This is a genomic window from Pantoea sp. ME81, from assembly GCF_903970985.1.
GTDB lineage: Bacteria > Pseudomonadota > Gammaproteobacteria > Enterobacterales > Enterobacteriaceae > Pantoea > Pantoea communis.
This window is the reverse complement of sequence record NZ_CAJCKS010000005.1, coordinates 43,617-70,612: the sequence shown is the minus strand read 5'-3', so window position 1 is coordinate 70,612 and position 26,996 is coordinate 43,617. Positions and strand designations below refer to the sequence as shown.

General features: G+C 54.9%; 27 protein-coding genes. 11 read left to right on the top strand and 16 right to left on the bottom strand.

Annotation, left to right across the window (positions count from 1 at the left end; genetic code table 11):
• The 6 genes from H7A81_RS02095 to H7A81_RS02070 all read right to left on the bottom strand — a co-directional run.
• Positions 1-360, bottom strand: a 360-nt coding sequence (locus H7A81_RS02095) for an ABC transporter permease (RefSeq protein WP_370529932.1), incomplete at its 3' end; no start/stop codon positions are given.
• On the bottom strand, positions 357-1,214 hold the full coding sequence (locus H7A81_RS02090) for an ABC transporter permease (RefSeq protein WP_182056591.1): 858 nt from the start codon (positions 1,212-1,214) through the stop codon (positions 357-359). The genes H7A81_RS02090 and H7A81_RS02095, both read right to left, overlap by 4 nt.
• A gap of 2 nt (positions 1,215-1,216) precedes the next feature.
• Entirely contained in the window at positions 1,217-2,221 is a 1,005-nt protein-coding gene (locus H7A81_RS02085; RefSeq protein WP_255478868.1) for an ABC transporter substrate-binding protein, read from the bottom strand.
• Between the two features lie 23 nt (positions 2,222-2,244).
• A complete protein-coding gene (locus tag H7A81_RS02080; protein ID WP_182056589.1) occupies positions 2,245-3,261 on the bottom strand; it encodes a substrate-binding domain-containing protein in 1,017 nt (338 codons plus the stop codon).
• Positions 3,262-3,387: 126 nt separating this feature from the next.
• Positions 3,388-3,996: a DsrE family protein gene (locus H7A81_RS02075; protein ID WP_058959112.1), complete on the bottom strand. Its 609-nt coding sequence runs from the start codon at positions 3,994-3,996 to the stop codon at positions 3,388-3,390.
• Between the two features lie 34 nt (positions 3,997-4,030).
• On the bottom strand, positions 4,031-4,636 hold the full coding sequence (locus tag H7A81_RS02070) for a DsrE family protein (protein ID WP_058959113.1): 606 nt from the start codon (positions 4,634-4,636) through the stop codon (positions 4,031-4,033).
• 639 nt (positions 4,637-5,275) lie between these two features.
• On the opposite strand from H7A81_RS02070, the gene H7A81_RS02065 reads away from it, so the two are divergent.
• Together H7A81_RS02065 and arsC are read left to right on the top strand one after the other, a co-directional pair.
• Positions 5,276-6,739 carry a M48 family metallopeptidase gene (locus H7A81_RS02065; RefSeq protein ID WP_097118589.1) on the top strand — a complete coding sequence of 488 codons (1,464 nt, stop codon included), beginning with the start codon at positions 5,276-5,278 and terminating at the stop codon, positions 6,737-6,739.
• A 5-nt stretch (positions 6,740-6,744) separates the two neighbouring features.
• Entirely contained in the window at positions 6,745-7,092 is a 348-nt protein-coding gene (gene arsC / locus H7A81_RS02060) for an arsenate reductase (glutaredoxin) (protein ID WP_058959115.1), read from the top strand.
• On the opposite strand, the gene hda is transcribed toward arsC, so the two are convergent.
• The 3 genes from hda to upp form a co-directional block, all read right to left on the bottom strand.
• Positions 7,089-7,790, bottom strand: a complete 702-nt coding sequence (hda, locus tag H7A81_RS02055) for a DnaA inactivator Hda (protein ID WP_202403671.1) — start codon at positions 7,788-7,790, stop codon at positions 7,089-7,091. The genes arsC and hda overlap by 4 nt on opposite strands.
• A 93-nt stretch (positions 7,791-7,883) precedes the next feature.
• Complete coding sequence (gene uraA / locus H7A81_RS02050) at positions 7,884-9,167, bottom strand: uracil permease (RefSeq protein WP_034825737.1); 1,284 nt, start codon at positions 9,165-9,167, stop codon at positions 7,884-7,886.
• A gap of 73 nt (positions 9,168-9,240) precedes the next feature.
• A complete protein-coding gene (upp, locus tag H7A81_RS02045) occupies positions 9,241-9,867 on the bottom strand; it encodes a uracil phosphoribosyltransferase (RefSeq protein WP_034825735.1) in 627 nt (208 codons plus the stop codon).
• Between the two features lie 239 nt (positions 9,868-10,106).
• Here upp and purM point away from each other — a divergent pair, with 239 nt between their 5' ends.
• Both purM and purN read left to right on the top strand, forming a co-directional pair.
• Positions 10,107-11,147, top strand: coding sequence for a phosphoribosylformylglycinamidine cyclo-ligase (purM, locus tag H7A81_RS02040; RefSeq protein ID WP_034825969.1), 1,041 nt, complete (start codon positions 10,107-10,109; stop codon positions 11,145-11,147).
• Positions 11,144-11,782 carry a phosphoribosylglycinamide formyltransferase gene (gene purN / locus H7A81_RS02035; protein ID WP_182056588.1) on the top strand — a complete coding sequence of 213 codons (639 nt, stop codon included), beginning with the start codon at positions 11,144-11,146 and terminating at the stop codon, positions 11,780-11,782. Before purM ends, purN begins: the two co-directional genes overlap by 4 nt.
• Positions 11,783-11,919: 137 nt before the next feature.
• On the opposite strand, the gene pstB is transcribed toward purN, so the two are convergent.
• Genes pstB through H7A81_RS02020 form a run of 3 tightly spaced genes read right to left on the bottom strand, consistent with a single transcriptional unit; the run spans position 11,920 to position 16,388 of the window.
• Positions 11,920-12,687 carry a phosphate ABC transporter ATP-binding protein PstB gene (gene pstB / locus H7A81_RS02030; RefSeq protein WP_034825731.1) on the bottom strand — a complete coding sequence of 256 codons (768 nt, stop codon included), beginning with the start codon at positions 12,685-12,687 and terminating at the stop codon, positions 11,920-11,922.
• Positions 12,688-12,699: 12 nt separating this feature from the next.
• The gene (gene pstA / locus H7A81_RS02025) at positions 12,700-14,298 is read right to left on the bottom strand and encodes a phosphate ABC transporter permease PstA (protein ID WP_182056587.1); all 1,599 of its coding nucleotides are present in this window, start codon (positions 14,296-14,298) and stop codon (positions 12,700-12,702) included.
• Positions 14,295-16,388, bottom strand: coding sequence for an ABC transporter permease subunit (locus H7A81_RS02020; protein WP_182056586.1), 2,094 nt, complete (start codon positions 16,386-16,388; stop codon positions 14,295-14,297). The genes pstA and H7A81_RS02020 overlap by 4 nt, the downstream gene beginning before the upstream one ends.
• A 182-nt stretch (positions 16,389-16,570) precedes the next feature.
• On the opposite strand from H7A81_RS02020, the gene ppk1 reads away from it, so the two are divergent.
• The 5 genes from ppk1 (at position 16,571) to mgtE (ending at position 22,686) form a co-directional block, all read left to right on the top strand.
• Positions 16,571-18,631 carry a polyphosphate kinase 1 gene (ppk1, locus tag H7A81_RS02015; RefSeq protein ID WP_034825724.1) on the top strand — a complete coding sequence of 687 codons (2,061 nt, stop codon included), beginning with the start codon at positions 16,571-16,573 and terminating at the stop codon, positions 18,629-18,631.
• 5 nt (positions 18,632-18,636) lie between these two features.
• On the top strand, positions 18,637-20,160 hold the full coding sequence (gene ppx / locus H7A81_RS02010; RefSeq protein ID WP_034825721.1) for an exopolyphosphatase: 1,524 nt from the start codon (positions 18,637-18,639) through the stop codon (positions 20,158-20,160).
• Positions 20,161-20,187: 27 nt separating this feature from the next.
• Complete coding sequence (gene tehB / locus H7A81_RS02005; protein ID WP_182056585.1) at positions 20,188-20,787, top strand: tellurite resistance methyltransferase TehB; 600 nt, start codon at positions 20,188-20,190, stop codon at positions 20,785-20,787.
• A gap of 150 nt (positions 20,788-20,937) precedes the next feature.
• Positions 20,938-21,126, top strand: a complete 189-nt coding sequence (locus tag H7A81_RS02000) for a YfgG family protein (RefSeq protein WP_034825717.1) — start codon at positions 20,938-20,940, stop codon at positions 21,124-21,126.
• 126 nt (positions 21,127-21,252) lie between these two features.
• A complete protein-coding gene (gene mgtE, locus H7A81_RS01995; protein WP_182056584.1) occupies positions 21,253-22,686 on the top strand; it encodes a magnesium transporter in 1,434 nt (477 codons plus the stop codon).
• 1 nt (position 22,687) lies between these two features.
• On the opposite strand, the gene H7A81_RS01990 is transcribed toward mgtE, so the two are convergent.
• On the bottom strand, positions 22,688-23,182 hold the full coding sequence (locus tag H7A81_RS01990; protein WP_160834295.1) for an AlpA family transcriptional regulator: 495 nt from the start codon (positions 23,180-23,182) through the stop codon (positions 22,688-22,690).
• A 10-nt stretch (positions 23,183-23,192) separates the two neighbouring features.
• The gene (locus tag H7A81_RS27615) at positions 23,193-23,441 is read right to left on the bottom strand and encodes a hypothetical protein (protein WP_071845604.1); all 249 of its coding nucleotides are present in this window, start codon (positions 23,439-23,441) and stop codon (positions 23,193-23,195) included.
• Between the two features lie 216 nt (positions 23,442-23,657).
• Here H7A81_RS27615 and H7A81_RS01985 point away from each other — a divergent pair, with 216 nt between their 5' ends.
• Positions 23,658-23,837 carry a hypothetical protein gene (locus tag H7A81_RS01985; protein ID WP_034825711.1) on the top strand — a complete coding sequence of 60 codons (180 nt, stop codon included), beginning with the start codon at positions 23,658-23,660 and terminating at the stop codon, positions 23,835-23,837.
• A gap of 109 nt (positions 23,838-23,946) precedes the next feature.
• On the opposite strand, the gene H7A81_RS01980 is transcribed toward H7A81_RS01985, so the two are convergent.
• Positions 23,947-24,723, bottom strand: a complete 777-nt coding sequence (locus H7A81_RS01980; RefSeq protein ID WP_166936337.1) for a DUF3750 domain-containing protein — start codon at positions 24,721-24,723, stop codon at positions 23,947-23,949.
• 250 nt (positions 24,724-24,973) lie between these two features.
• Between H7A81_RS01980 and H7A81_RS01975 the strand changes: the two genes are divergently transcribed.
• Positions 24,974-25,303, top strand: coding sequence for an addiction module antidote protein (locus H7A81_RS01975; RefSeq protein ID WP_182056583.1), 330 nt, complete (start codon positions 24,974-24,976; stop codon positions 25,301-25,303).
• A gap of 50 nt (positions 25,304-25,353) precedes the next feature.
• Here H7A81_RS01975 and guaA read toward each other — a convergent pair whose 3' ends face one another.
• On the bottom strand, positions 25,354-26,934 hold the full coding sequence (gene guaA, locus H7A81_RS01970) for a glutamine-hydrolyzing GMP synthase (RefSeq protein WP_166936335.1): 1,581 nt from the start codon (positions 26,932-26,934) through the stop codon (positions 25,354-25,356).
• Positions 26,935-26,996: the final 62 nt, after the last annotated feature.

Here is a 26,996-nt window from a genome sequence, read left to right as displayed (position 1 = left end):
GTAAAGCAGAATGATGCCGAGCGCGGTGGCTAAACCGGGCAGCGCCACCGGCAACATCAAACACTCTTCAATACGTGCTGCCCAGCGGCCGGGCGCTTTCAACAAGCCCCACGCGGCGGGTACGCCAATCACTAACGTGACCAGCAAGCAGAACAGCGCAATCAACAGCGACAGCCAAAACGTGTCGGCATACATCTCCCACACCTGTTCAACCCACTTCAGCGTCAAACCGCTGCGCAGGCCGATAAAGTAGTTATTGGTGATGCCCGCCAGCATCGACAGCACCACCGGCACAATCATAAACAGCGCGGTGAGCGTGGTGACAAGCAGCTGCAGGCTAAACAATCCGCGACGATTCATGCGGCCCCCTTGTGTGCCAGACGGCGCGCTAACATCAGCGCCAGCCAGGCGACCGCGCCCATCACTACCGACAGCGCCGCCGCCGTAGCAAAGTTAGCGTAATTAGTAAATTCGCCATAAATGGTCAGCGGTAATACCGCCAAATCGGTGCCGAGCGTAAAAGCAGTGCCAAACGCGCCCATGCTGGTGGCGAAACAGAGTGCGCCGGTAGAGAGCAATGCCGGCTGCAGGCCGGGTACGATCACGTCCCAGGTAATGCGCCACTGACTGGCGCCGAGTGAACGTGCCGCCTCTTCCAGCGAGCGATCAAGCTTTTCACTGGCCGCGACGAGCGTAACGATGGCGCGCGGCAGCGAGAAATAGAGATAGCCGATAAACAATCCGGTGAGTGAATAGGCCAGCGTCCAGCGCTCGTGCACCAGGCTCATGCTAATTTGCGCCAGCAAGCCCTGACGGCCAGCGAGCATCACCACCAGAAAACCCACTACCACGCCAGGAAATGCCAGCGGGAAGGTCAATAAGGCTAATAACGTGCCGCGCCCAGCAAAACGCTGACGCGCCAGAAAACAGCCGACGATGGCAGCAAGCACCAGCGTGACCAATGTCACCGCCAGCGACAGCAATACGGTATTCAGCAAACTCAGCAGGTAATTCGGCTGGCTGATTACGGTCCAGTAGCCGCTGTGCTGGGTGGTGCGATCGTTTTGCATCCCGATTTGCAGCAGGCGCGCAAACGGCAGCAACCAAAATGCACTGAAGAACAGCAGCGCGGGCAGCGTCAGCCACAACCATTTGCTGCCCGGCAAGCTGCGAGCCTGGCGGCGTGAAGCCGCCAGGGTGTCGGAGATCGACATGATTAGTGAATCTCGCTCAGGTACTTAGCAGAGAAGGCTTTCTGCGCATCGGCCATCTGCTGATAGTCGACCGTTTGGGCGCGTGCATAATCGCTATCCGGCAGGAAGAATTTCTTCGCTTCGGATGACATTGCAGAAGTACGCACCGGGCGCAGGAAGGCATTGGCCCAAATCGCCTGACCTTTGTCCGACAGCACATAATCGATCACTTTCTTGCCGTTAGCTTCGTGTGGCGCGTTCTTCACCAGACTGATGACGTAAGGAACCGTCACCGTGCCCTCTTTCGGGATCACAAACGCAACGTTGGCGTGATCTTTATATTTGGCGCGATAGGCGTTGAAGTCGTAGTCGAGCAGAATCGGGATTTCGCCGGAAATCAGACGCGCATAAGCAGTCTGCTTCGGTACGATTGGCTGGTTGGCCTGCAGTTTCTTGAACCAGTTCAGCGCTGGCGTGAAGTCCTGCATGTTGCCGCCTTTCGCCTGGTTAACGGCCACAGCAGCCACATAACCGACAAAGGCACTGGCCGGATCAAGGTAGCCAACCATCCCTTTGTACTCAGGTTTCAGCAGGTCATCCCAGGATTGTGGCACTGGCGCGCCGCCGAGCGCATCCACGTTGACCATAAAGCCCATGGTGCCCGAGTGCAGCGCAACCCATTTACCGTTTGGATCTTTCATTCCGGCTGGGATGTCGTCCCAGTGCTGCGGTTTATAACCGGTGATGACGCCCGCGCTGTCGGCCTGGATGCCGAAACTGACGCCGTAATACACCACATCTGCCACCGGATTGCCCTTCTCCGCCACCATTTGCGCCAGCGCCTGGCCGGAGTTTTTGTTGTCTTGTGGCACGGTGATGCCGGTGTCTTTGGCAATGGCTTTGAGCTGTGTACCCCAGTCAGCCCATTCGGGCGGACAGTTGTAGCAGATCGCGGTTTCGGCGGCCTGCGTCATCATACTGAACAGCGAACCGGCGGTCAGCGCGATCGCTCCTGCAAGAATTTTCATTTTTTTATGGAATTTCATGGTGGTTATGGTTCCCTGGTGGTGGCAGTCAAAACGGTGGCGGGTGCGGCGATGCTTTCACCGCTCCGCAACCGGTGGGCCAGTACGCGGGTGCCGCGGCTGGCTTGTTGTAACAACATATCGATGGCACAGGCACCGAGCATGTCGGCTGGCTGAGAGACGCTCGCCAGTGACGGCGCAATCTGCTCGCCAATATCGATGCCGTCAAAACCCATCACCGAAAGTTGCTGCGGGATGCGTACACCGGCACGCGCCGCGGCACCAATCAGGCTGATGGCGAGCAAATCATTTGTACAAATCACCGCTGTCAGCGGTGCTGCGCCCTGCAACTGCGGTTGCAGCAGCGCGAAATCAGAATGGGTATGGCTGGTCATTTCAATCACCGACAGCGCATTCAGCCCTGCGGCCTGCATCGCATCGCAGTAGCCCTGATAACGCAGGCGAGCGCGATCCGATTGCAGCATCGGCCCGGCGACCATGCCGATATGACGATGGCCCAGACTTAGCAAATGTTCGGTGGCTTCCCGCATCGCCTGCTGGTTATCCACGCAAATCGCTGGCCAGTGACTCTGCTGAGGCACGTTGTGCGCCAGAACAAACGGCATGCTGGCTTCATGCAGCGTGGTCAGAACCGCGCTGTTATCCGCATCAGCCACGGTCAGCACCAGGCCCGCCACGCGCTGGCGCAGCATGTGTTCGACGATCGCCGCTTCACGCTCTGGCTGATAATCACTGGTTGCCACCAGCAAACCGTATCCAGCTGCACGCGCCTGACGTTCCATCGCCTGTAACTGGCGTGAGAAGATCGGGTTGAGCAGCGAAGGCAACAGCACACCCAGCGTGGTGGAACTTTGCGTACGCAGCTGACGTGCAATGTGATTGGGGCGAAATCCGAGTTGCTCTGATGCCGCCAACACCTTTTCCAACGTGTCAGGCCGCAACAGATGGGGATCAGAAAATGCGCGTGCGGCGGTAGCGCGAGATACGCCAGCCAGCTTTGCCACACTGATTAAATCGGACATGTTCGCCTCGTGATTGAGCAATGAGATCGATCTCATTGGCGCTTAAAGTAGCGGCGAACTGTGACAGCAACATCGCGGGGAGATGACGAAAAAATGACAGCAGCGCGAACTGCTGTCAGGCAGGAATTACAACATCAGGAAGGCGTAACCTTCGTTTTGCAAAGAGGCAACCGTGGTGCCACTGGAGAGCGTATGAGTGACGCGCGTATCGATCCAGTCACGCTGTAGCTGATGGAACGCCACCGACTGATCGCAAATCGTCACCTTTACACCCGCCTGCTTTAACTCATCGATCAATTTCAGGTTCGGGTTATCTGTGCCGTAAGCTTTGCGGAATTGTTCGTTATTCAGCGCGGCGGGCACGGCATCGCTGTTGATTGACACCACGAAATTCAGCTGATTTAGCGGCACCCCGGCAGCGTAATAAAGGTTGGTGACACGCGCCACGCGTTCCAGTCCGAGGTTAGGTTGACGGACATCCCCTTCCGTGCGGTTGATCTGAAAAACGACCTTATTGCTCAGGCCTGGCGTATTCGCGGGATTGTAATCCGGCGTATTCACAAAATGGATTTTGCCGTAGCCCGCGATGGCTGGCGTGCTCCAGAAGTCCGCTGGCTCGCTTTTGTTGTCAGCAAACTTGCTGCTGACCTTATCCACCAGCTCTGGAAGCTGTAACACATTACCGCCCACGAAACCCGCCAGTGCGGCGATAACAATATAGGACGCTGGACGCATTTCACTTCTCCTCGATAGAAGACCCTAAGCCCAATTACATTTGCAGGAAGGCATAACCCTGATTTTCCAGCGTCGACACCGTGGTCGGACTGGACAACGCATGAATAACCGATTGATCGATCCACTCTTTCGGGAAGTGATGGAATGCCACTGACTGATCGCACACCGACACTTTGACGCCTAATTTGTTGAGTTCGCCGATCAGCGCCAGATTGGGGTTGTCAGCTTTATAAAATTGCTGGAAATGCGCGTTATCCAGCATGGCAGGCGTGGCATCACCGGTCACAGAGACCACAAAGTGCAGCTGATCGGCAGGCACGCCTGATGCGATGTAGAGGTTAACTACGCGGGCGACGCGCTCCAGCCCAAGATTAGGCCGCTTCATGTCCCCTTCGCTTTTGGTGATTTGAAACACCACTTTGTTGCTCAGCCCGACTACCGGTTTAAAGGCGGCATCAGATTCGTAATGGATTTTGCCGTAACCATCGACAGCAGGCGTGCTCCAGAAACCTTCAGGATCGGTTGGCTCGGCAGAAAAATGGCTCACCACTCGCTGATAAATATCATCACTTTTGCTGACGGTGGCGCCAACAAACCCACCCACGATCGCAATCAGGGCGTAAGAGACAACAGAACGCATAAAAACTCTCCGGCATGCACTGCGCTAATTCACAGTCCGTTTGAATAAAGTGCCTTATCTATATCACAGCGTGAGCAGGGTAAAAGTCCTGTAGTTTTGGCCTGTCCGGGGTTTTCATTGCGGAAATAATAATTAGTCAGGCTAATTGAATAATGCTTTCGATTGAGCTGAAGAGATGCCTAAAAAAATAACTGGCTTGAATCGACTGTCAGCCATTTAGGTTTTATCAAGCCAGGGGAGCTGAAAATATGACCAGACTTAACTAAAATTTCGGCGACCCTATAAAAAATCACCATTAAAATCACTGATGGATAAAACAGGCCAGTTCACTGTTTTGACGTTTGTTTTTCAGAGTAAACCTGGAAAAGTTCATGCCAGATTCAATTATTTTGAGCAACTTTACGTAACTTTAACTTCTGAACCTGTAAAAGCGCTAACCTGGTCGTGGCGGACTATTCAATTTTTTGCTGCAATCAGCGCACGCTGTAGCCATTTTTTCATTTTAAGTCTGTGTCGCTTCTTCATTTGCTTGTTACCACGCGCTGGTTAAGATAGAAGCGCTGCGCCAAAGGAAAGCACGCGCAGAACATTTGAACGACTTACCTGTCCAATTGCAGGTGACTTTTACAGGATCAAGGCATGTTTAACCGGTTGAAAAAATCAGTGCTGGCGGCCCTTATTCCTACGCTGCTGCTGACGCCCGCACTCTCCGTGCACGCGGACGTGAGTGATAATCTGCCCGATATGGGAACCACAGCGGGTTCAACGCTATCCATTAATCAGGAATTACAAATTGGCGACTTCTACGTGCGCCAACTGCGCGCCAGTGCGCCGCTGATTAACGATCCTCTATTAAATCAATACATCAATGAGTTAGGGCAGCGCCTGGTGGCGCATGCCAACTCGGTGCGCACGCCGTTTCACTTCTTTCTCATTCAGAATGACGAACTGAACGCTTTCGCCTTTTTCGGCGGCAACGTAGTGCTGCATTCATCATTGTTCCGCTACACCGACAATGAAAGCCAACTGGCGTCGGTGATGGCGCACGAAATTTCTCACGTCACTCAACGCCATCTGGCGCGTGCGATGGAAGAGCAGAAGCGTAATGCGCCACTCACCTGGGTGGGTGCTTTAGGGTCGATTCTGCTCGCCATTGCCAGCCCACAAGCCGGGATGGCAGCATTGACCGGTACATTGGCGGGCACGCAGCAGGGCATGATCAGCTTTACTCAGGCCAACGAGCAGGAAGCCGACCGCATCGGTATTCAGGTGCTGCAACGTGCGGGTTTCGATCCGCAGGCGATGCCAGCTTTCCTGCAGAAGCTCGCCGATCAAAGCCGCTTCTCCTCCAAACCACCGGAAATTTTACTGACGCACCCCTTACCGGATAGCCGTTTGGCCGATGCGCGTAACCGTGCCAACCAGATGCGCCCGGTGGTGGTGCAGTCATCTGAAGGCTTCTATATGGCGAAGGTGCGCTCGTTGGGTATGTATGCCACGGGCCGTAATCAGCTGACCGATGAGCTGTTAAATGAATACGCCAAAGGCAACTCACGTGAGCAAATGGCATCGCAATACGGTAAAGCGGTGCAGTTCCTGCAGGCAAAAAGCTTCGACAGCGCGAAAAAAATCATCACACCAATGCTGGCGAAACAGCCAGATAACGTCTGGTTGCTGGATATCATGACGGATATCGACATCGGCCTGAACCAGCCGCAACAGGCCATCAACATGCTGACCAGCGCTAAAGGAAGCAGCACCAATCCGGTGCTGCAGCTCAACCTCGCTAACGCTTATGTCGAGGCGAAACAGCCCGCTAACGCCACGCGCATCCTCAATCGTTATACCTTTGCCCATCCCGATGACGTCAATGCCTGGGATTTACTGGCACAAGCCTCGGCAGCACAGGGATTACGGGATGAGGAGTTGTCGGCACGAGCGGAAGGATTAGCACTCAATGGCCAGCTCGATCAGGCGATCACCACCCTGAGCAGTGCCAGCGCCCAGGTGCCGCTCGGCAGCCTGAAACAGGCACGTTACGATGCTCGCATCGATCAGTTCCGCGAACTGCAAAAGCGGTTCCGTCAGTATCAGAAAGGATAAAAATAATGGTGAGCATTTATCACAACCCGCGTTGCAGCAAGAGCCGCGAAACCCTGGCGCTGTTGCAGGATAAAGGCATTGAAACTGATGTGGTGCTGTATCTTGAAACACCGCCTGACGTGCAGGCGCTAAAAAAACTGCTGCAACAGTTAGGCATGAGTAGTGCGCGCGATTTGATGCGCCGCAAAGAAGATCTTTATAAGGAGTTAAATCTGGCAGACAGCCAGTTGAGTGAAGATCAATTGCTGCAGGCGATGGTTGAGCATCCGAAACTGATCGAACGCCCCATCGTGATCAACGGTGATCAGGCACGAATTGGCCGTCCACCGGAAGCGGTGCTGGAGATTGTTTAAAGCCCCAGCGCTTCTTTGACAAAAGGAATGGTGAGCTTGCGCTGTGCGCTGATAGAGGCGCGATCCAATCGATCGAGGGTATCAAACAGCGTACGCATTTCGCGGTCGAGGCGTTTCAGCAGGAAGCGCCCGACATCTTCCGGTAACTCAAAACCACGCAGCCCTGCTCGCATTTGCATCGCCTGGAGTTTGTCTTCATCTGACAATGGCTGCAAACGATAGATTTGTCCCCAGTCGAGACGGGAAGCTAAGTCCGGCAGGCCAAGATTGAGCTGACGCGGTGGACGATCGCCGGTGATCAGCAAACGCGTTTTGCCGATTTCCAGAATACGGTTATAGAGATCGAAGATCGCCATCTCCCATTCGGCATCACCGGCAATGCATTCGATATTATCAATGCAGACCAGTGCCAGATTCTCCATGCCGTCCAACACTTCCGGCACAAACCAGGTGCGTTTATCCAGCGGAACATATCCCACCGCTTCACCACGGGCCGACATCTCAGCACAGGCTGCATGAAGTAAGTGACTACGTCCGCCGCCTTCACGTGACCAAAAATAGAGATAGCTGCCGTGTTGCTGAGAGAGTGCGCCTTGCAGCGCCGCCAACAGAGACGGATTTTCCCCCGGCCAGAAACTGGCAAAGGTTTCATCATCGGGTAAATAGAGTGGCAGTGAAAGCTGTGCCGGCGTGTTCAGAAGTACCTCAACGGATGAGCAGGCAGAAAACGGCGCAAGTTTATCACGATCCTTGCAAGAGATGAACCAGGCTTCCCTGCCCGGCAAAGCGCATTAACTTTCGCGCTTTTCTTCGGCATCCAGTACCACTTCCTCGGGCCGTAACAGATTGATTACGCGGAAAATCAGTGCCAACGCGACGCCAACGATGGTGGCCAGCGCCATGCCTTTCAGTTCTGCAGCGCCGATATGCACTTTCGCGCCGCTGACGCCGATGATCAGGATCACCGAGGTCAGGATCAGATTCTGCGCTTTGTTGTAATCCACTTTAGATTCAATTAATACACGAATACCGGAAGCCCCGATCACCCCGTACAACAGCAGAGAAACGCCCCCCATGACCGGCACCGGGATCGCCTGAATTGCGGCCGCCAGTTTACCTACGCAAGAGAGCAGAATCGCGAAGATCGCCGCCCCGCCAATCACCCAGGTGCTGTAGACACGGGTAATCGCCATCACGCCGATGTTCTCACCGTAAGTGGTGTTTGGCGTGGAACCGAAGAAACCAGAGATCATGGTGGACAAGCCGTTAGCAAACATCGAGCGATGCAGGCCGGGATCGCGAATCAGATCTTTTTTCACGATATTGGCGGTAACGACTAAGTGGCCAACGTGCTCAGCGATCACCACCAGCGCCGCAGGCAGGATGGTCAACATAGCAGCCCATTCGAAGCGCGGCGTGTAGAAGGTTGGCAGCGCAAACCACGGCGCATCAGCCACCGATTGCCAGTTTACGATGCCCATAAAGGAGGAGAGCGCGTAGCCAGCCAGTACGCCGATCAGAATCGGGATAATGGCGAGGAAACCGCGGAACAGCACCGAACCAAACACCGTGACCGCCAGCGTCACCATCGAAATCAGGATGGTTTTGCTGTCTGGCGAGGTGCCATCGGCTGGCAACAGACCCGCCATATTGGCTGCCACGCCCGCCAGTTCCAGGCCGATCACCGCAACAATTGCGCCCATCGCGGCCGGGGGGAACATTACATCCAGCCAACCGGTGCCGGCTTTTTTGACGATCAGCGCCACCACGCAGAACAGGAAGCCGCACAGGATAAAGCCGCCCAGCGCCACTTCATAACCCAGCGGCAACAGCAGCAGCACCGGTGAAATAAACGCAAAGCTCGAACCCAGATACGCCGGGATTTTGCCTTTACAGATAAACAGATACAGCAGCGTACCGACGCCGTTAAACAGCAATACGGTGGCCGGGTTGATGTGGAACAGAATCGGCACCAGCACCGTGGCGCCAAACATGGCGAACAGGTGTTGCAGGCTGAGTGGAATGGTTTGCAGCAGCGGTGGACGTTCGTCTACCCCGATTGCGCGACGAGTCATTGATATCCCCTTGAGTTGTGTTTTATTTTTTTGCCAAAAAAAAGCCGACTCTCTGGCCGGCTGGATGCTTTCTTTATTTCGTTCCGAAGATCTTATCGCCGGCATCGCCGAGACCTGGAATGATATAGCCCTTCTCGTTCAATCCCTGATCGATTGACGCGGTGTAGAGCTCAACGTCTGGATGCGCTTTCTCCAGCGCCGCAATCCCTTCTGGTGCCGCCACCAGCACCAGCACCTTAATGCTGTTGCAGCCCGCTTTTTTCAGCAGGTCGATAGTGGCGATCATCGAACCACCGGTTGCCAGCATCGGGTCAACGACCAGTGCTAAACGCTCTTCGATATTTGACACCAGTTTCTGGAAGTACGGCACCGGCTCCAGCGTCTCTTCATCACGATAGACACCGACGACACTGATGCGCGCGCTTGGCACGTGCTCCAGCACACCTTCCATCATGCCGAGGCCCGCACGCAGAATCGGCACCACGGTGATTTTTTTGCCTTTGATTTGATCGACGTCAACCGGGCCGTTCCAGCCTTCAATGGTGACGCGCTCCGTGGCCAGATCGGCGGTGGCTTCATAAGTCAGCAGGCTGCCGACTTCCGAGGCCAGCTCGCGGAAGCGTTTGGTGCTGATATCATGCTCACGCATCAGGCCCAGTTTATGTTTGACCAGCGGGTGTTTGACTTCCACGATCTTCATGATTGTTCTCCCGGAATTGAGTTGAGCTAAAAAAAATCGCCGGATTATACCGCCTTTTTGCCGCTGCGCCACTTGTCATTGGTCAATGGCTTAGCGCGATTCGCGTGATCTTAAGGATTGGCGAAAAATCAGCACTGTGCAAAGCGGCGTGAGATGGCACTCGCAAACGTTTGCCTGCGCTGATAGAATTAGCGCGCTTAATTTTTGCCACCAACCGCAATTCGCGTGGGGATTCCGCAGTGACCGACAAAACCTCTCTCAGCTACAAAGACGCCGGTGTTGATATCGATGCTGGTAACGATCTGGTTGACCGTATTAAAGGCGTAGTAAAGAAAACTCGCCGCCCGGAAGTGATGGGTGGACTGGGTGGCTTTGGCGCGCTCTGTGCGCTGCCGCAGAAATACCGCGAGCCTGTGCTGGTCTCCGGAACCGATGGCGTCGGCACCAAGCTGCGTCTGGCAATGGATCTCAAACGTCATGACAGCATCGGCATCGATCTGGTTGCGATGTGTGTGAACGACCTGATTGTGCAAGGCGCTGAGCCGCTGTTCTTCCTCGACTACTACGCGACCGGCAAACTGGATGTGGATACCGCTTCTGCGGTGATCACCGGCATCGCCGAAGGTTGCCTGCAGTCAGGTTGTGCGCTGGTCGGCGGTGAAACCGCTGAGATGCCAGGCATGTACCACGGTGAAGACTATGACGTGGCTGGTTTCTGCGTCGGCGTGGTGGAAAAATCAGAAATTATTGATGGTTCGAAAGTGCAGGACGGCGACGTGCTGATCGCGCTGGGTTCAAGCGGCCCGCATTCGAACGGTTATTCTCTGGTGCGTAAGATTCTGGAAGTCAGCCAGACTGATCCAGAAACCAAACAGCTGGATGGCAAGCCTTTAGCCGATCACCTGCTGGCACCGACCCGCATCTACGTGAAAAACATCCTCAGCCTGATCGAGCAGGTGGATGTGCACGCGATTTCTCACCTGACCGGTGGTGGCTTCTGGGAAAACATCCCACGCGTGCTGCCAGACAATACGCAGGCGGTGATTGACGAGAAGAGCTGGCAGTGGCCGTCCGTGTTCAGCTGGTTACAGCAGGCAGGCAACGTCAGCCGTCATGAAATGTATCGTACCTTTAACTGCGGCGTGGGCATGATCATTGCGCTGAGCCCGGCCGATGCCGATAAAGCGGTACAGCTGATGACCGACGCTGGCGAGCAGGCATGGAAAATCGGTGTGATCAAAGCCTCTGACTCAGAAGAGCGAGTGGTTATTAATCCATGAAAAAACTGGTTGTACTGATCTCCGGCAACGGAAGCAATCTTCAGTCCATCCTCGACGCCTGCGCAAGCGGGCGTATTAACGGCAGCGTCGCTGCCGTTTTCAGTAATAAAGCCTCAGCGTTGGGTTTGACACGTGCGCAGGAAGCCAGCGTGCCGGGTCATAGCCTCGCCGCCAGTGATTTTGCCGACCGCGATGCGTTTGATCGTCAGCTGATGCAGGAAATCGATGCCTATGCACCGGATTTGGTGGTGCTGGCCGGTTACATGCGCATTCTCAGCCAGGCGTTTGTCGCGCACTATCACGATCGCTTGATCAACATCCATCCGTCGCTGCTGCCGAAATATCCCGGACTGCATACTCATCGTCAGGCATTAGAAAATGGCGATGAGGAACACGGCACGTCGGTGCACTTTGTTACTGACGAACTGGATGGCGGACCGGTGATTTTGCAGGCGCGCGTTCCGGTATTTGCTGAAGATGATGAAGAAGAGATCACCTCACGTGTACAGCATCAGGAGCATGCGATTTATCCGCTGGTGATCGGCTGGTTTGTCGATGGACGCTTGCAGATGCGTGATGGAAAAGCCTGGCTGGATGGGCAACCGTTGCCACCTCAGGGTTACGCACACGACTGATTTTCACCTTATTCAGCCGCTTGCAGACACGTTGCCCCGCTTAATTCACCCCAGTCACTGGCTGATGTCAGCGCCTGGGGCTGCTAAAACCTGTTGCCTTTCTACGCCCTGAAAACGTAGCGCACGTTGCCTATCCCTTAACCAAATCTACCCGTAATGTAATCTTCAGTTTTGCGCGCTTTTGGCGAGGTGAAGATGCGGTCGGTTTCATCAAACTCCACCAGTTGTCCGTTATGCATAAACGCCGTGTAATCTGACACGCGCGCCGCCTGCTGCATGTTGTGCGTCACCAGCACCAGCGTGAAATGCTGCTTTAACGTGGTCATCAACTCTTCGATCACTAGCGTGGAGATCGGATCGAGCGCCGACGTCGGCTCATCCAGCAGCAATACTTCCGGCTCAATGGCAATGGCACGCGCAATCACCAAACGCTGCTGCTGACCGCTGGAGAGCGTCAACGCATTCTGTGCCAGCTGATCTTTCACTTCACTCCACAGTGCCGCTGCACGCAGTGCACGTTCACAAGCTTCGTTCAGCACGCGACGATCGCGCACCCCTTGCAGCCGCAAACCGTACACCACGTTCTCGTAGATCGATTTCGGGAATGGATTCGGGCGCTGAAACACCATGCCAATCCGGCGACGCAGCGCGGGCAGATCCTGATTTGCCTGCATCACGGCGTGCTGATCGAGCAGAATCTCACCCTCAATGCGGCAACGATCGATCACATCATTCATGCGATTAAAGCAGCGCAGCAGCGTCGATTTGCCACAGCCGGACGGGCCAATCAGTGCCGTGATGCGGTTTTTCGGGATGCGCAGATCGATACTGTTCAGCGCCTGGCGTTCGCCGTACCACAGCGACAGCTGGTTAACGGTTAACGCGATGTCGTAATCGGGCGTCATCTAAAAACCTTTCTAGTGCGTCATGAGGCGGTAACGCTCGCGCAGCCGATGCCGCAGCGCCATCGCCAGCAGATTGAGCGACAGGATGATCACCACCAGCAGCAAGGCGGTGGCGTAAAGCAGCGGTCGGTCAGCGTCGATATTCGGGCTCTGGAAGGCCAAATCGTAAATCTGAAAACCGAGGTGCATAAATTTGCGGTCCAGATGCAGATACGGGAAGACCGCATCCACCGGCAGTTCCGGGGCCATTTTCACTACGCCCACCAGCATCAGCGGAGCCGTTTCCCCCGCCGCTCGCGCCACGGCAAGAATCAGACCGGTCAGCATCGCGGGCACAGCCAGCGGTAACACCACGCGCCACAGCGTTTCCGCCTGGGTGGCACCCAGCGCCAATGAGCCCTGACGCAGATTATCCGGGATGCGTGACAGCCCCTCTTCGGTAGCAACAATCACCACGGGCAATGTCAGCAGTGCCAGCGTCAACGCCGCCCACAGCAGACCGGGCGTGCCAAAAGTGGGATTGGGCAGCGAGCGCGAGAAGAGCAACTGGTCGAGGGTGCCGCCAATGAGCCAGACAAAGAAGCCCAGACCAAACACGCCATACACAATCGACGGCACACCGGCGAGGTTCACCACCGCGATGCGCACCAGCCGCGTTAACGCATGACGTCCGGCATATTCGTGCAGCCACACCGCCGCCACCACCCCCAGCGGCATCACGATGATCGACATCAGCAACACCATCAGCACGGTGCCAAAAATCGCCGGGAACGCCCCGCTCTCGCCGCCGCCTGATGTTGGGGAATCGCTGACAAACTGCCAGATCTGACTGAAGAAGTGCTGCAACTTCTGCCTAAACGACATCGCATTTGGATACCAGGCATCCACCACCTGCGCCAGCGGAATGATATGATCCTGCCCCTGCACATCGCGCAGCACCAACGTGTCGCGTTCGCTCTCATGTTGCAGATGGGTCAGTTGTTGCGCTAGTGCGCTAAAGCGCCGTTGCAGCGCCACGCTGTTGGCATCGAATTCTGATTGATCCTGCAGGGTGAACGTGCCGCGCTGACGTTGCTCATCAGCTTGCTGCTGCAGGCTTTCCAGCTGTGCATTGAGGCGCGCCATTTGCACACGACGAATGTGGCTGGCCTGACGTAGCTGCTCATGGACTTGCGCCAACCGCTGATGCAGCAGCGCATCACGATCGCGCGCGGTCAGCACTTCATTGTCTTCCCGCAGTTCAATCAGCCAACCGTAAGCGTTGCCGCCGCTGCGGCGCTGTAAAACCACCGCATCTGCCGGGCGACGCGTTTTCGCCGCGCCCTGGCTATACAGCACACGGAAATCCGGTGCGGCAAAATCGCGATTGCCCGTTTTCACCACATAGCGCCACTGCTCGCCCTGCGGCTGTTTGTGCAGCGTTTCGCCCAGCACCATCACCGCCGAGCCTTCCGGCGGCTGAAACAGATATTGATCCACCGGTTGTGGCCAGAAGGCGCGCATGCCCTGCCATCCCAGCAGGCCAATCAGCAAGGTAAACGCCAGTAAACACACGGCCACCGCACCAGCAGTCAGCCAGCGCCAGCGATCGTTTTGACGCATCGCTTTCATCCCTGTCCCTCATGCTGGCTGTAGCGCTGGCGCAGACGCTGACGAATCAATTCCGCGACGGTGTTGATCACTAAAGTGAATATCAGTAACAACAGCGCACTCAGGAACAGAATTCGGTAATGCGCACTACCCGCTGCCGCTTCAGGCATCTCAATGGCGATGTTAGCCGAAAGTGCACGTAATCCGGCAAACAAGCCGCCTTCGCTGACCGGCGTGTTGCCGGTGGCCATCAGCACAATCATGGTTTCCCCTACCGCGCGGCCAAAACCGATCATCAGGGCAGCAAAAATGCCTGCTGATGCGCCAGGCAGAACCACACGCGTCAGGGTTTGCCACGGCGTGGCACCCAGCGCCAGTGAACCTTGCCCCAGCGCGCCGGGCACGCTGAATAAAGCATCTTCTGACAAGGTGAAAATCAACGGCACCAATGCAAAGCCCATCGCCAGCGCCGCGACCAATAAGTTGCGTTGTTCATAATGCGCCAACCGCTCGCCGATATCCGGCCACAACTGCGTGGGCAGCCAAAGCGTCAGGAGTGTGACGGCCAGCAATACCGGCAGCAGCAGAATCACCTCGAAACCTGGGCGTCGCCAACGCGCTGGCAAATGCGGACTGAGCACGCCGCACAGCAATAAAGTCACCGCCAGCACCAGCGGTAGCAGCAACACGCCGACCAGCGCAGTACTCACGTGCGGTGCCAGCCAGACGCCGGCAATCAAGCCAATCACCACGCTTGGCAACGCACCCATCATTTCAATGCCCGGCTTCACCCAGCGGCGTAATCCCGGCGACATAAACCATGCGGTGTACATTGCCGCCGCCAGAGCCAGCGGCGTGGCAAACAGCAGCGCCAGCGAGGCGGCTTTGAGTGTACCCTGCACCATCGGTATCAGACTGAATTTGGCCTGATAGCTGTCGCCAGCCGCAGTGGATTGCCATACCCAATCCGGCTGCGGATAGTTTTCGTACCAGATTTTTTGCCACAGATTGCGCCAGGTGAAATCGGGCCACGGATTATCCAGCGCAAACTGTTGCCACTGCCCTTCCCGTTCGATAATCAGCGCATCGCCGCGGGGTGAAAAGGCAAGCGCCTGGATGCCCGGTGCCAGCTGACGCGTCAAAATCGGTCCCTGCTGCTTGCTGGCGAACAGTTTGACCTCACCCGCTGCATTAAAGGTGGCAAACACACGACGCTGCGCCTCAGGCACAACCTTCAGCGCATCCTGGCTGTGATCAAAGGTATGAATTTCCTGCAACCGCGGCCCTTTATCGCCTGCGGTGGCAAACCATTGCTTGACCCCCTGGGTATCCTGAATCAGCAGCGTGCGCCCCCCGGTGAGGATATGCAGGCTTTGCGGACGCTGGTTAAGGGTCTGCGTTTCGCGCAGCTGAGCGCCTTCTGGCGTGATTTGCCATACACGCAGCAAACGCCCTTCGCTGGCGTACAGCAATGTGCCATCGGGGGATAACAGCAAATGCTCGGCTTGCTGCTGTGGCAGCAAAATCTGATTAACGGTTTGCTGGTTCTCCAGCGTCATTACGCTGATGCCTGCCGGCGTTTGTGCGGCAATGCGCCACTGGTGATCGCTTAGCGAGGTGAGCGCCATGGTGGTGACAGCACCCTGCGCCAGACGCAGCGGACGATCGCCAAACGGGAAGAACCATTGACCGTGATTTTCGTGGATCAGCGGTTGCATCAGCAGCAGTGCGCCCTGCATATTGAGCAACACGCTATTGCTATTGCTGCTGTTGACCGCCGCATCAGGGTGCTGTTGCAGCACCAGCGCCTGAGCGGCGGGCTGTCCATCAAGCGGAATAAAACGCGCCTCGTTGCGGCTGATGCGCCAGCCGAGATGCCCATCGCTGCCCATCGCCAGTACCTGGGCTTTATCCCAAAGTTGGATATTGGTGGTGGCTTGCATGCCCGGCGCGCTGAAAAGGGGTAACACCACCCAGATCAGCCAGAAGAAAAGCAGCAGCATCAGCAGCAAAATGCCCACGCCGCAGCCTGTCACCACGCGACGAACAAACTGATCGACAGCGCGGCGACGGCGGTCGCTGAAATGGACAGGGATACGATTTATGCTCATGCAGGCCAGGTTACAGGTGAAAACACGTCGCTATGTTGCCCGTAGCTGATTGATAAGACAACCTTTGGCGTTGGACAAGCTTGCCATACTCTCGCCATAATGGTGACGGACACTGAGCGGAGGCGCATTTTTGCGATTTTCCCGCCGGACAATCCGTCCAGCAACAGCATCACGGAGTCAGAATGGGTCAGGAAAAGCTGTATATAGAAAAAGAAATAAGCTGGTTAAGCTTCAACGAACGTGTATTACAGGAAGCAGCGGACAAGACTAACCCGCTGATTGAGCGCATGCGCTTCCTGGGTATCTATTCCAACAATCTCGAAGAGTTCTATAAAGTGCGCTTCGCCGATCTGAAACGTCGCATTCTGATTGGTGAAGAACAGGGCACCCCGACGACCCTTCGTCATATCTTGAAAAAAATTCAGCTGCGGGTGCAGAAATCGGATCAGGAATTCGATGCGCTGTACAATGACCTGCTGCTGGAGATGGCACGTAATCAGATCTTCCTGATTAACGAACGCCAGCTGTCGCCGAATCAGCAAGAGTGGCTGCGCTATTACTTCAAACATCAATTACGCCAGCACGTCACGCCGATTCTGATCAATCACGACACCGATCTGATTGAGTTCCTCAAAGACGATTACACCTATCTGGCGGTCGAGATCATTCGCGGCGACGATATTCGTTACGCGCTGCTGGAAATCCCGTCCGACAAAGTTCCCCGTTTCGTCAACTTACCGGCTGAATCACCGCGTCGTCGCAAGCCGATGATTCTGCTGGATAACATCTTGCGCTATTGCCTGGATGAAATCTTCAAAGGCTTCTTCGATTACGATGCGCTGAATGCCTATTCGATGAAGATGACGCGCGATGCCGAGTATGACCTCGTTACCGAGATGGAATCGAGCCTGCTGGAACTGATGTCCTCCAGCCTGAAGCAGCGTCTCAACGCAGAACCGGTGCGCTTTGTGTATCAGCGTGATATGCCGGATGCGATGGTGGAAATGCTGCGTCATAAGCTGTCGATTTCGAACTACGATTCGATTGTGCCGGGCGGCCGTTACCACAACTTTAAAGACTTTATTGGCTTCCCGAACGTCGGCAAAGCCAATCTGGAAAACCGTCCGCTGCCGCAAATCCGTCACATCGGCTTTGATGGCTTCCGTAACGGTTTCGATGCCATCCGTAATCGCGATGTGCTGCTCTACTATCCGTATCACACCTTTGAGCACGTGCTGGAGCTGTTGCGTCAGGCATCGTTCGACCCAAGCGTGCTGGCGATTAAGATCAACATTTATCGTGTCGCTAAAAACTCACGCATCATGGATGCGATGATCCACGCGGCGTACAACGGTAAAAAAGTGACTGTGGTGGTTGAGCTGCAGGCGCGTTTTGATGAAGAAGCCAACATTCGTTGGGCAAAACGCCTGACCGAAGCCGGTGTGCACGTGATCTTCTCCGCGCCGGGTCTGAAAATTCACGCCAAACTGTTCCTGATTTCACGTCGTGAAGGCGATGAGATTGTGCGTTATGCGCATATCGGCACCGGTAACTTCAACGAAAAAACCGCACGCATTTATACTGACTATTCATTGCTGACCGCCGATGCGCGCATCACCAATGAAGTGCGCCGCGTGTTCAACTTTATTGAGAACCCGTATCGTCCGGTGACGTTCGAACACTTACTGGTGTCGCCGCAGAACTCGCGCGACATGCTGTATAAGTTGATCGATGCCGAGATCGCCAATGCCCAGCAGAAAAAACCGGCGGGCATTACGCTGAAAATCAACAACCTCGTCGATAATGGCCTGGTGGATCGCCTCTATGCCGCGTCATCTGCGGGCGTGAAGATCAATTTACTGGTGCGCGGCATGTGTTCTCTGATCCCTGATTTACCGGGCATCAGTGAAAATATTCGCATTACCAGCATCGTTGACCGTTATCTTGAGCACGACCGCGTCTATATTTTTGAGAGCGGCGGCGAGAAAAAGGTTTATCTCTCTTCCGCAGACTGGATGACGCGTAATATCGATCACCGTATTGAGGTGGCCGTGGCGATCCTTGATCCCCGCGTGAAGCAGCGCATTCTGGATATCATTGCCATTCTGTTGAGTGATACCGTGAAAGCGCGCATCGTGGACAAAGAACTGAGTAACCGTTATGTTCCGCGCGGCAATCGCAAGAAGGTGCGCTCGCAGCTGGCGATTTACGATTACATCAAGAAACTGGAACAACCCGAATAACGCCTATGCCAATTTCCCATAAAAGTACGCCGAAACCGCAGGAATTTGCTGCCATCGATCTGGGCTCAAACAGTTTCCACATGGTCATTGCCCGTGTGGTCGATGGCGCCATGCAAGTGTTGGGGCGTTTGAAACAGCGCGTGCATCTGGCCGATGGGTTAGATGCGCAAAATCGCCTGAGCGATGAGGCGATGGAGCGTGGCCTGAGCTGCCTGGCGCTGTTTGCGGAGCGTTTACAGGGGTTCAGCCCGGCAAACGTCACTATCGTCGGTACGCACACGCTGCGTATCGCCACCAATGCCGAAGAGTTCCTGCAGCGCGCCGCAGAGGTGATCCCCTATCCGATCGAGATCATCTCTGGCAATGAAGAAGCCCGTTTGATTTTCATGGGCGTGGAGCATACGCAGCCGGAAAAAGGCCGCAAGCTGGTGATCGATATCGGCGGCGGTTCAACCGAACTGGTGATCGGTGAGGATTTTGAACCGCAGCTGGTGGAAAGCCGCCGCATGGGTTGCGTCAGCTTTGCCAATCTCTATTTCCCGAAAGGGGAAATTTCGCCTGAACACTTCCGTCGCGCGCGTTTGTCCGCAGCGCAGAAGCTGGAAACCATGGCCTGGCAGTATCGTCTGCACGGCTGGCAGTATGCGCTCGGCGCTTCAGGCTCGATCAAAGCGGCCTGCGAAGTGTTGATGGCAATGGGTGAGAAAGAGAAGCTGATCACGCCGGAAACGCTGGAAATGCTGGTCTCTGAGGTGCTGAAGCACAAGTCGTTTAATGCGTTGAGCCTGCCGGGCTTATCGGAAGAGCGTAAAGCGGTGTTTGTGCCAGGGTTAGCGATTCTGTGTGGCGTATTTGATGCGCTGGCAATTCGCGAACTGCGCCTGTCTGACGGCGCGCTGCGTGAAGGTGTGCTGTATGAGATGGAAGGTCGCTTCCGCCATCAGGATATCCGCAGCCGCACCGCGCAAAGTCTGGCTAACCACTACGCTATCGATAGCGATCAGGCACGCCGCGTGCTGGAAACAACCGAGCAGCTTTATCTGCAGTGGCTGGACCAAAATCCCAAACTGGCGAATCCACAGCTCTCGGCGTTACTGAAATGGGCTGCGCTGCTGCATGAAGTCGGATTGACCATCAATCACAGCGGCATGCAGCGCCATTCAGCTTACATCCTGCAGAACTCCAACATGCCTGGTTTTAATCAGGATCAACAGATGCTGTTGGCCATGCTGGTACGCTACCACCGTAAAGCGGTGAAGCAGGATGAGATGCCGCGTTTCACCTTGTTCAAAAAGAAACAGTTCCTGCCGATGGTGTTCCTGTTGCGTCTGGGTACGCTGCTGAATAATCAGCGCCAGGCCACCACCAAGCCGGACTCGCTCAAACTCAACGCAGATGACAGCAACTGGACGTTGACTTTCCCGCGTGGCTATCTGAGCCAGAATACGCTGGTACAGTTGGATCTGGAGCGTGAGCAAGCCTACTGGAATGATGTCACCGGCTGGAAACTGACGCTGGAAGAGGAGTAATGCGGGCTGCTGGCCCGCTGTATCACTATGACAACACGTCCCGATAACTATTTCGCGGAAAAATACGGTCTGACGCCGCCCCACTCCGAAGTGCTGGCTGCACTGCCAAAACTGGAAGTGGGCAAAGCGTTAGATCTCGGCTGCGGCCAGGGCCGTAACAGTCTGTTCCTGAATCAGCACGGTTTTGACGTGACGGCCTGGGACAGCAATCCGGTCAGCCTTGAGCGCCTGAATAGCATTATTCAGGAAGAGAATCTGGAGAACATTCGCACGGAATTGTGCGATCTCAACCAGGTGCGTTTCAACGGCGGCTATCAGTTCGTGCTCTCCACAGTGGTGATGATGTTCCTGCAACCGGAATCCATCCCACAGCTGATTGCCGATATGCAGGCCAGTACGCTGAAATATGGCTATAACCTGATTGTGGCGGCGATGAGCACGGATGATTATCCCAACTCGCAGAACTTCCCGTTCACCTTCAAATCCGGTGAGCTGAGCCATTACTATCGCAACTGGCACATCGTGAAGTACAACGAGGATATCGGTGAACTGCATCGTCGCGATGAAAACGGCGATCGCATCAAATACCGTTTCGCCACGCTACTGGCGCAAAAAGCCAGCTATTGATGACGAGGCCGCGGAGTGCGGCCTCATCTGATTTTGATTAACGCACCCTTAACCGTTACTGCTCATTTTTCACACAGCGATTGACCTGACAATCTAACTGTGACTAAATGTTGCCATCGCCCAGCCGGGCATTTACAGGAACCACCCTGCGTGAACAGCGCCATCCCTGCACGAAGACGTCCCAAAACCGGTACCATGACTCGCATTATTTTGCTGATCAGTTTCTTCATTTTGGTTGGCCGTCTGATTTTCATTATCCCCGGTGCGATTGAGCATCATCAGCAAAAAAAAGCCGCACCTGAGCCGGTCACCACACTGAGCACCAGCGATTCGCGCTAAGGAACTTGCGGGTCATCGTTGCTTGCCGCTTCACATTGCCCGATTGTGACAATGCTGCTTAATGCGCCCTGATTACCCGCAACGCGCTACACTTTGACCTGACTTTACAGACACAAGGGACGCGTTATGTCTGCTCCGTATGCACAACAATTAACTGAAATCCGCCAGCGCATCTTGCATCTGCTCCTCAGCGAGGACGATCTCGTTGATGTGCTGCTGGATAAATCTATCGATCTCAATGCCGCCGAGTTGCGGGAGATCACCGACTGGCGCCATCAGCTGGAAGAAGAGCTGCATCAACTGCACGCAGCTGACTTAGCGGATATCCTCGAAGCGCTACCTGAACAAGAGCGTCTGGCATTATGGCGCCTTGTGCCCTCCGAACAGCGCGGTCGCGTGCTGGTCGAAGCCTCTGAAACCGTCTGGGCCAGCCTGACGGAAGGTATGACTGATCGCGAGATTCTGCACGCTATTGAGCCGCTGGACATCGACGATCAGGTATATCTGGCACGCTATCTGCCGCGCGATTTAACCGGACGTTTACTCACCACGCTGGAGCCAAACCTGCGTGCACGCCTGCTGGAAGTGATCGAGCTTGATCGCGACCGCGTGGGCCAGGTGATGGATTTCAATATTCTGACCGTCCGATCTGACGTGACCCTCGCCACCGTGCAGCGCTTTCTGCGCAAGCGCAAAAGCATGCCGGATGGTACCGATAAAATCTTTATTACTGACGAACAGAATCAGTTGCTGGGTGAGTTAACACTCACCGACATTTTACTCAACAAGCCAAAGACGCTGGTTTCTGACGTGATGAATGCGCGCCCGACCACCTTTCAGCTCGACGACAAAGCCGAAGATGCAGCCAGTGCCTTTGAGCGTTATAACCTGATCTCTGCCGCCGTTATTGATGCGAAAGGCAAGTTGATTGGCCGTATCACCGTGGAAGACGTGATCGATCTGGTTAACGAAGAGAACGAAAGTAACATTCGTAAGATGGGCGGTATTAGCCAGGGTGAGGACGTGTTCGCGCCGGTGCGCAAAGCGGTGGGTAAACGCTGGGCGTGGCTCGCCATCAATCTGTGTACCGCATTTATCGCTTCTCGCGTAATTGGCTTTTTTGAAGAGACCATTTCTCAACTGGTGGCGCTGGCGGCGCTGATGCCTATCGTCGCCGGGATTGGCGGTAACACCGGTAACCAAACCATCACCATGATTGTGCGTGCGCTGGCGCTGCATCAGGTGGAACCCGGTAACTTCTCCTTCCTGGTGGTACGTGAACTCGGCGTTGCCCTGATTAACGGGCTGTTCTGGGGCGGAATCATGGGCAGCATCACCTGGTTGATGTACGACAATATGCAACTCGGTGGCGTGATGATGCTGGCGATGGTGCTTAACCTGCTGCTGGCGGCGCTCATGGGTGTACTGATTCCGTTGATCATGACCAAGATGAAACGCGACCCGGCAGTAGGCTCCAGCGTGCTGATCACCGCTATCACCGACACCGGCGGTTTCTTTATTTTCCTCGGTCTGGCAACGGTGTTTTTGCTGCACCATTAAATCAAAGACAGTGCGCGTAACGTTGCAGCGCTTGCTGCAAATTGAGTTGCAACGTTGCGTGCGCCAGTTCGCTGATGCCTGGTGTTACGCGCGATGAGCCGCGTTGATTTAACCACTCGACCACATCGATAAGGTGCCACAGCGCGGTTTTACCATCATGAATTGGACGTGGAAACTGCGGGCTGTGAGTGAGCATTAACTTCCGCATATTTTGGCGCGATACGCCGATCAACTCGGCGATATCCGTAAGGCCGACCAGATCGGGGGCCGCTTCAATCAGTTCGGCATCGGGTAAAGCCTGAATGACTTCGGCTAAAGCATCGCGAATCGCTTGCTGCGCACTCTCCGCTTCCCGGCAGTACATCAGACTCAATTTACCGGCTACGCCAGTACCCACCAGCGCATCAGTGCAACCGGCAGCACCGAGTCGCTCCAGGGCTTCGTCATCAGAAACAGCGTCACTCAACTGAAAACGTAACGTGAATTCAAATTCCATTTTTACATCCTTATCGTTTCACTCTTGAGCAGTTATCCACCACTCGCTTTAACATCCTGGCATGATTTTCAGGGCTCTTAGGCGTGCTCCAAATGCAGGTAATACAGAAATCACCGCATCGACACTCTGCTGAATTCTCCGGGCAATACATTTTTCCCCACGCATGATGCCCACCCTGCACAATTTTCCATCCCTGAACTTCTGCATAACGTAAAACGCTTTCAATCTCTTTGTGTGGGTGTCGCTTCCTTTCTGACATTGCATGCCACCTTATACTTTGAATATCAGGTTGTCAACTGACAACCACCTTCAGTTTTCAGATGCTATGTCATCAGCATTTAAGGCGTGAGAGAACAAGAAGTGTCCTGTGATCCCGGATTTAATTTGAGGTTGGATACCAGCGCACAAAATCGAGCGCGCATGAGTTCAAGCGCATATACACTTAGCGCTATCACTGACCTGAGGGAGAAACAGCATGTTTAAAGTTGATGATTTTGTGCAGTCGAAGACCGGTGGCCCAAAGATGCAGGTCACACGGGTTGAAGGTGAGTTGTTATGGTGCGCGCGTATTGACGATCCCATCAAACGTGAGATCGAAGTCAGGGCAGATAGCGTGAATTTGTATCACGAAGAAGGCGATTTCGGCGTGTGCTGATTCTTCCGTTGCGCGATAAATAGCGCCGCTACAAATCGTGCGATTTGGATTAGACAATCTCAGAGCGCACAGAGCCGTAGCGGCGCAATTTATTGCTCGAAAGGGTCAATCACGGATTGTCCTTCTGCAAATTGTCTCGTCCAATCCCGCCAATAAATGGCAAACGCAACTTGAGTGGCGTGAAATCTAGCCCAAGATTCAGCCCAAGCACATTCACTTCCAGGCCCTCTTCTGCGCCAACCGTCACGCCCAGTACACCTAAAATAGACACCTGTACACCGCGCCCCGACGGCGGTAAACCAATCGGATGCAGCAGAGAGCGATAATCTTTGCCTAACGCATTGGCAGGCAAATCCAGCTTCAACGCAGGCACTTCACGGCCAATGTGCGCCATAAAGGTGTTGCTGTTCGGCCCCGGCCACGCGTGATAGGTCGTTGGCCACGGGTAGGATTTTATCGCCGCTTCGATCTGCGGAATCATTGCTTCTGCTTCCTTGCCGCGATGCTCCACCAGTAAACGCGGTTTCGCGCCGTACCAGTATCCGTCCGGCAGGTTTGCGTTGCGACGCACCTTATCGCCGCTGCCCCAGCTGATCACTTCGTAGCGGTTGTACTGCGTCTCCCCTGCACGCTTAAAAATGATCCACGGATGCACCGCGACAGCGCCCTTCCAGCCATATGTGGGCGCAGCATAAACCTGCACGATGGCCAGATTGGCATATTGGTGTGGGTCCGGCGCTATACCGGCCGAATCCCGTCGCGCCGTCGCCCAGCCACCGCGCTCACTGGTTAACTCACCGGTGCGCGTGGCCTGCGCCAGACTGGCTGCCAGCGAGAGCAGCACAATACAGAGGAAAGAGATGAGAAAGGCTTTCAGTGGCAGCATCGACGGCATCCTGATGATTAACAATTCACCAGCCATCATGCATTGGGAGAGGTGAGTTTGTATTCACTAACTATGCGATAGGGCAAATCGTTCTGAAAACCGATGTTGGTTGGCCACAAAAGAATGGAGTGTATCTCGCAGATGCACACTCTTCGCTGGCCCTTGCGTTGCATCAATGTCGCTTATAAAAGACAATTTTTGCTGGATTGAATGCTTGCGAGGACGCTATGCAACACACTGAGGTAACAACATGACTATCATCACTCAATCTGTATCAAAGAAAAAAGCAGTCAGTCACGACGATGCGATGGTAGCAGAGCTGCGAGAAAACCCCGATTACGCTGAAATCTACCTGCAAACGGCATTGGAAGATATCTACGAAGAAGGCGGGATAGCTGCCTTTCTGATCGCCCTTCGCCGGGTAGTTGAAGCCCGGGGTGGCATTAGCGAAATCTCTCGCAAATCAGGGTTGTCGCGCCAGCAGTTGTACAAAACGCTCTCCGAAAAAGGAAATCCAACGCTCACTACCCTTACAGAGATTACTCGTGCGGCGGGCGTTAGACTGATTCCACAGCCCTAAGAAAAAGCCCGCATTTAAGCGGGCTTGATAGGCGATTCAATCAGCGGAAATTATTCCCACTCAATCGTGGCCGGTGGCTTACCTGAGATATCGTAAACCACGCGAGAAATGCCGTTCACTTCGTTGATGATGCGGTTGGAGACGCGGCCGAGGAAATCGTACGGCAGGTGCGCCCAGTGCGCGGTCATGAAGTCGATGGTCTCTACTGCGCGCAGTGACACAACCCAATCATATTTACGACCGTCGCCCATTACGCCGACAGAGCGTACTGGCAGGAACACGGTGAAGGCCTGGCTGACTTTGTTGTACAGGTCAGCTTTATGCAGTTCTTCGATGAAGATTGCATCGGCACGACGCAGCAGGTCGCAATACTCTTTCTTCACTTCGCCCAGTACACGCACGCCCAAACCTGGGCCTGGGAACGGATGGCGATACAGCATGGCGTATGGCAGGCCCAGTTCCAGACCGATCTTACGCACTTCATCTTTGAACAGCTCTTTCAGCGGCTCAACCAGGCCCATCTTCATCTCTTTCGGCAGACCGCCCACGTTGTGGTGCGATTTGATCACGTGTGCCTTGCCGGTAGCAGAAGCAGCAGACTCGATCACGTCTGGATAGATGGTGCCCTGCGCCAGCCATTTCACGTCAGTCAACTTCAGCGCTTCTTCGTCGAACACTTCAACGAATACGCGGCCGATGATCTTACGTTTGGCTTCTGGATCGTTCTCGCCCGCCAGTGCGTCAAGGAAACGATTCTCAGCGGCAACGTGAACGATGTTCAGACCAAAGTGGTCGCCAAACATTTCCATCACCTGCTCGGCTTCGTTCAGACGCAGCAGGCCGTTGTCCACGAACACACAGGTCAGACGATCGCCGATAGCGCGGTGCAGCAGCATCGCGGTGACAGAGGAATCCACACCACCTGACAGGCCGAGGATCACTTTATCTTCGCCGACCTGCTCACGAATACGCTCTACCGCATCTTCGATGATCTTGGCTGGCGTCCACAGTGCTTCACAGCCGCAGATATCACGGATGAAACGCTCCAGCATGCGCAGGCCCTGACGGGTGTGCGTCACTTCTGGATGGAACTGTACGCCGTAGAATTTCTTCTCTTCGTTAGCCATGATGGCAAACGGACAGGTTTCGGTGCTGGCAACGGTTTCAAAGCCAGCCGGGATGGCGGTCACTTTGTCACCGTGGCTCATCCACACGTCCAGCAGCGGTTTGCCGGCAGCGCTAATGGCATCTTCGATGTCACGCACCAGCGCGCTCTGGGTCAGCACTTCAACCTGCGCATAACCAAATTCACGCTCGTTGGAACCTTCAACCTTGCCGCCCAACTGCATCGCCATGGTCTGCATGCCGTAGCACACGCCCAGCACCGGCACGCCAGCGTTGAACACGTATTCTGGTGCACGTGGGCTGTTCAGCTCAGTGGTGCTTTCCGGGCCACCTGACAGGATGATGCCGTTTGGATTGAAGCTACGAATCTGCTCTTCGGTGACATCCCACGCCCAGAGTTCGCAGTAGACGCCCAGCTCACGCACGCGGCGCGCGACCAGCTGCGTATACTGAGAACCAAAATCGAGGATCAAAATGCGATGTTTATGAATATTTTCAGTCGTCATTGAGGCGTTTCCATTGGGATGGACTTAATAATAAAAGCGCCCGGCAGGTGCCGGGCGTTGAA

Bases quoted from the DNA above. Each gene is read 5' to 3' on its own strand.
- H7A81_RS02090 (WP_182056591.1), bottom strand. From the start codon at position 1,214: ATGTCGATCTCCGACACCCTGGCGGCTTCACGCCGCCAGGCTCGCAGC.
- H7A81_RS02085 (WP_255478868.1), bottom strand. From the start codon at position 2,221: ATGAAAATTCTTGCAGGAGCGATCGCGCTGACCGCCGGTTCGCTGTTC.
- H7A81_RS02080 (WP_182056589.1), bottom strand. From the start codon at position 3,261: ATGTCCGATTTAATCAGTGTGGCAAAGCTGGCTGGCGTATCTCGCGCT.
- H7A81_RS02075 (WP_058959112.1), bottom strand. From the start codon at position 3,996: ATGCGTCCAGCGTCCTATATTGTTATCGCCGCACTGGCGGGTTTCGTG.
- H7A81_RS02070 (WP_058959113.1), bottom strand. From the start codon at position 4,636: ATGCGTTCTGTTGTCTCTTACGCCCTGATTGCGATCGTGGGTGGGTTT.
- H7A81_RS02065 (WP_097118589.1), top strand. From the start codon at position 5,276: ATGTTTAACCGGTTGAAAAAATCAGTGCTGGCGGCCCTTATTCCTACG.
- arsC (WP_058959115.1), top strand. From the start codon at position 6,745: ATGGTGAGCATTTATCACAACCCGCGTTGCAGCAAGAGCCGCGAAACC.
- uraA (WP_034825737.1), bottom strand. From the start codon at position 9,167: ATGACTCGTCGCGCAATCGGGGTAGACGAACGTCCACCGCTGCTGCAA.
- upp (WP_034825735.1), bottom strand. From the start codon at position 9,867: ATGAAGATCGTGGAAGTCAAACACCCGCTGGTCAAACATAAACTGGGC.
- purN (WP_182056588.1), top strand. From the start codon at position 11,144: ATGAAAAAACTGGTTGTACTGATCTCCGGCAACGGAAGCAATCTTCAG.
- pstB (WP_034825731.1), bottom strand. From the start codon at position 12,687: ATGACGCCCGATTACGACATCGCGTTAACCGTTAACCAGCTGTCGCTG.
- pstA (WP_182056587.1), bottom strand. From the start codon at position 14,298: ATGAAAGCGATGCGTCAAAACGATCGCTGGCGCTGGCTGACTGCTGGT.
- H7A81_RS02020 (WP_182056586.1), bottom strand. From the start codon at position 16,388: ATGAGCATAAATCGTATCCCTGTCCATTTCAGCGACCGCCGTCGCCGC.
- ppk1 (WP_034825724.1), top strand. From the start codon at position 16,571: ATGGGTCAGGAAAAGCTGTATATAGAAAAAGAAATAAGCTGGTTAAGC.
- ppx (WP_034825721.1), top strand. From the start codon at position 18,637: ATGCCAATTTCCCATAAAAGTACGCCGAAACCGCAGGAATTTGCTGCC.
- tehB (WP_182056585.1), top strand. From the start codon at position 20,188: ATGACAACACGTCCCGATAACTATTTCGCGGAAAAATACGGTCTGACG.
- mgtE (WP_182056584.1), top strand. From the start codon at position 21,253: ATGTCTGCTCCGTATGCACAACAATTAACTGAAATCCGCCAGCGCATC.
- H7A81_RS01990 (WP_160834295.1), bottom strand. From the start codon at position 23,182: ATGGAATTTGAATTCACGTTACGTTTTCAGTTGAGTGACGCTGTTTCT.
- H7A81_RS27615 (WP_071845604.1), bottom strand. From the start codon at position 23,441: ATGTCAGAAAGGAAGCGACACCCACACAAAGAGATTGAAAGCGTTTTA.
- H7A81_RS01985 (WP_034825711.1), top strand. From the start codon at position 23,658: ATGTTTAAAGTTGATGATTTTGTGCAGTCGAAGACCGGTGGCCCAAAG.
- H7A81_RS01980 (WP_166936337.1), bottom strand. From the start codon at position 24,723: ATGCTGCCACTGAAAGCCTTTCTCATCTCTTTCCTCTGTATTGTGCTG.
- H7A81_RS01975 (WP_182056583.1), top strand. From the start codon at position 24,974: ATGACTATCATCACTCAATCTGTATCAAAGAAAAAAGCAGTCAGTCAC.
- guaA (WP_166936335.1), bottom strand. From the start codon at position 26,934: ATGACGACTGAAAATATTCATAAACATCGCATTTTGATCCTCGATTTT.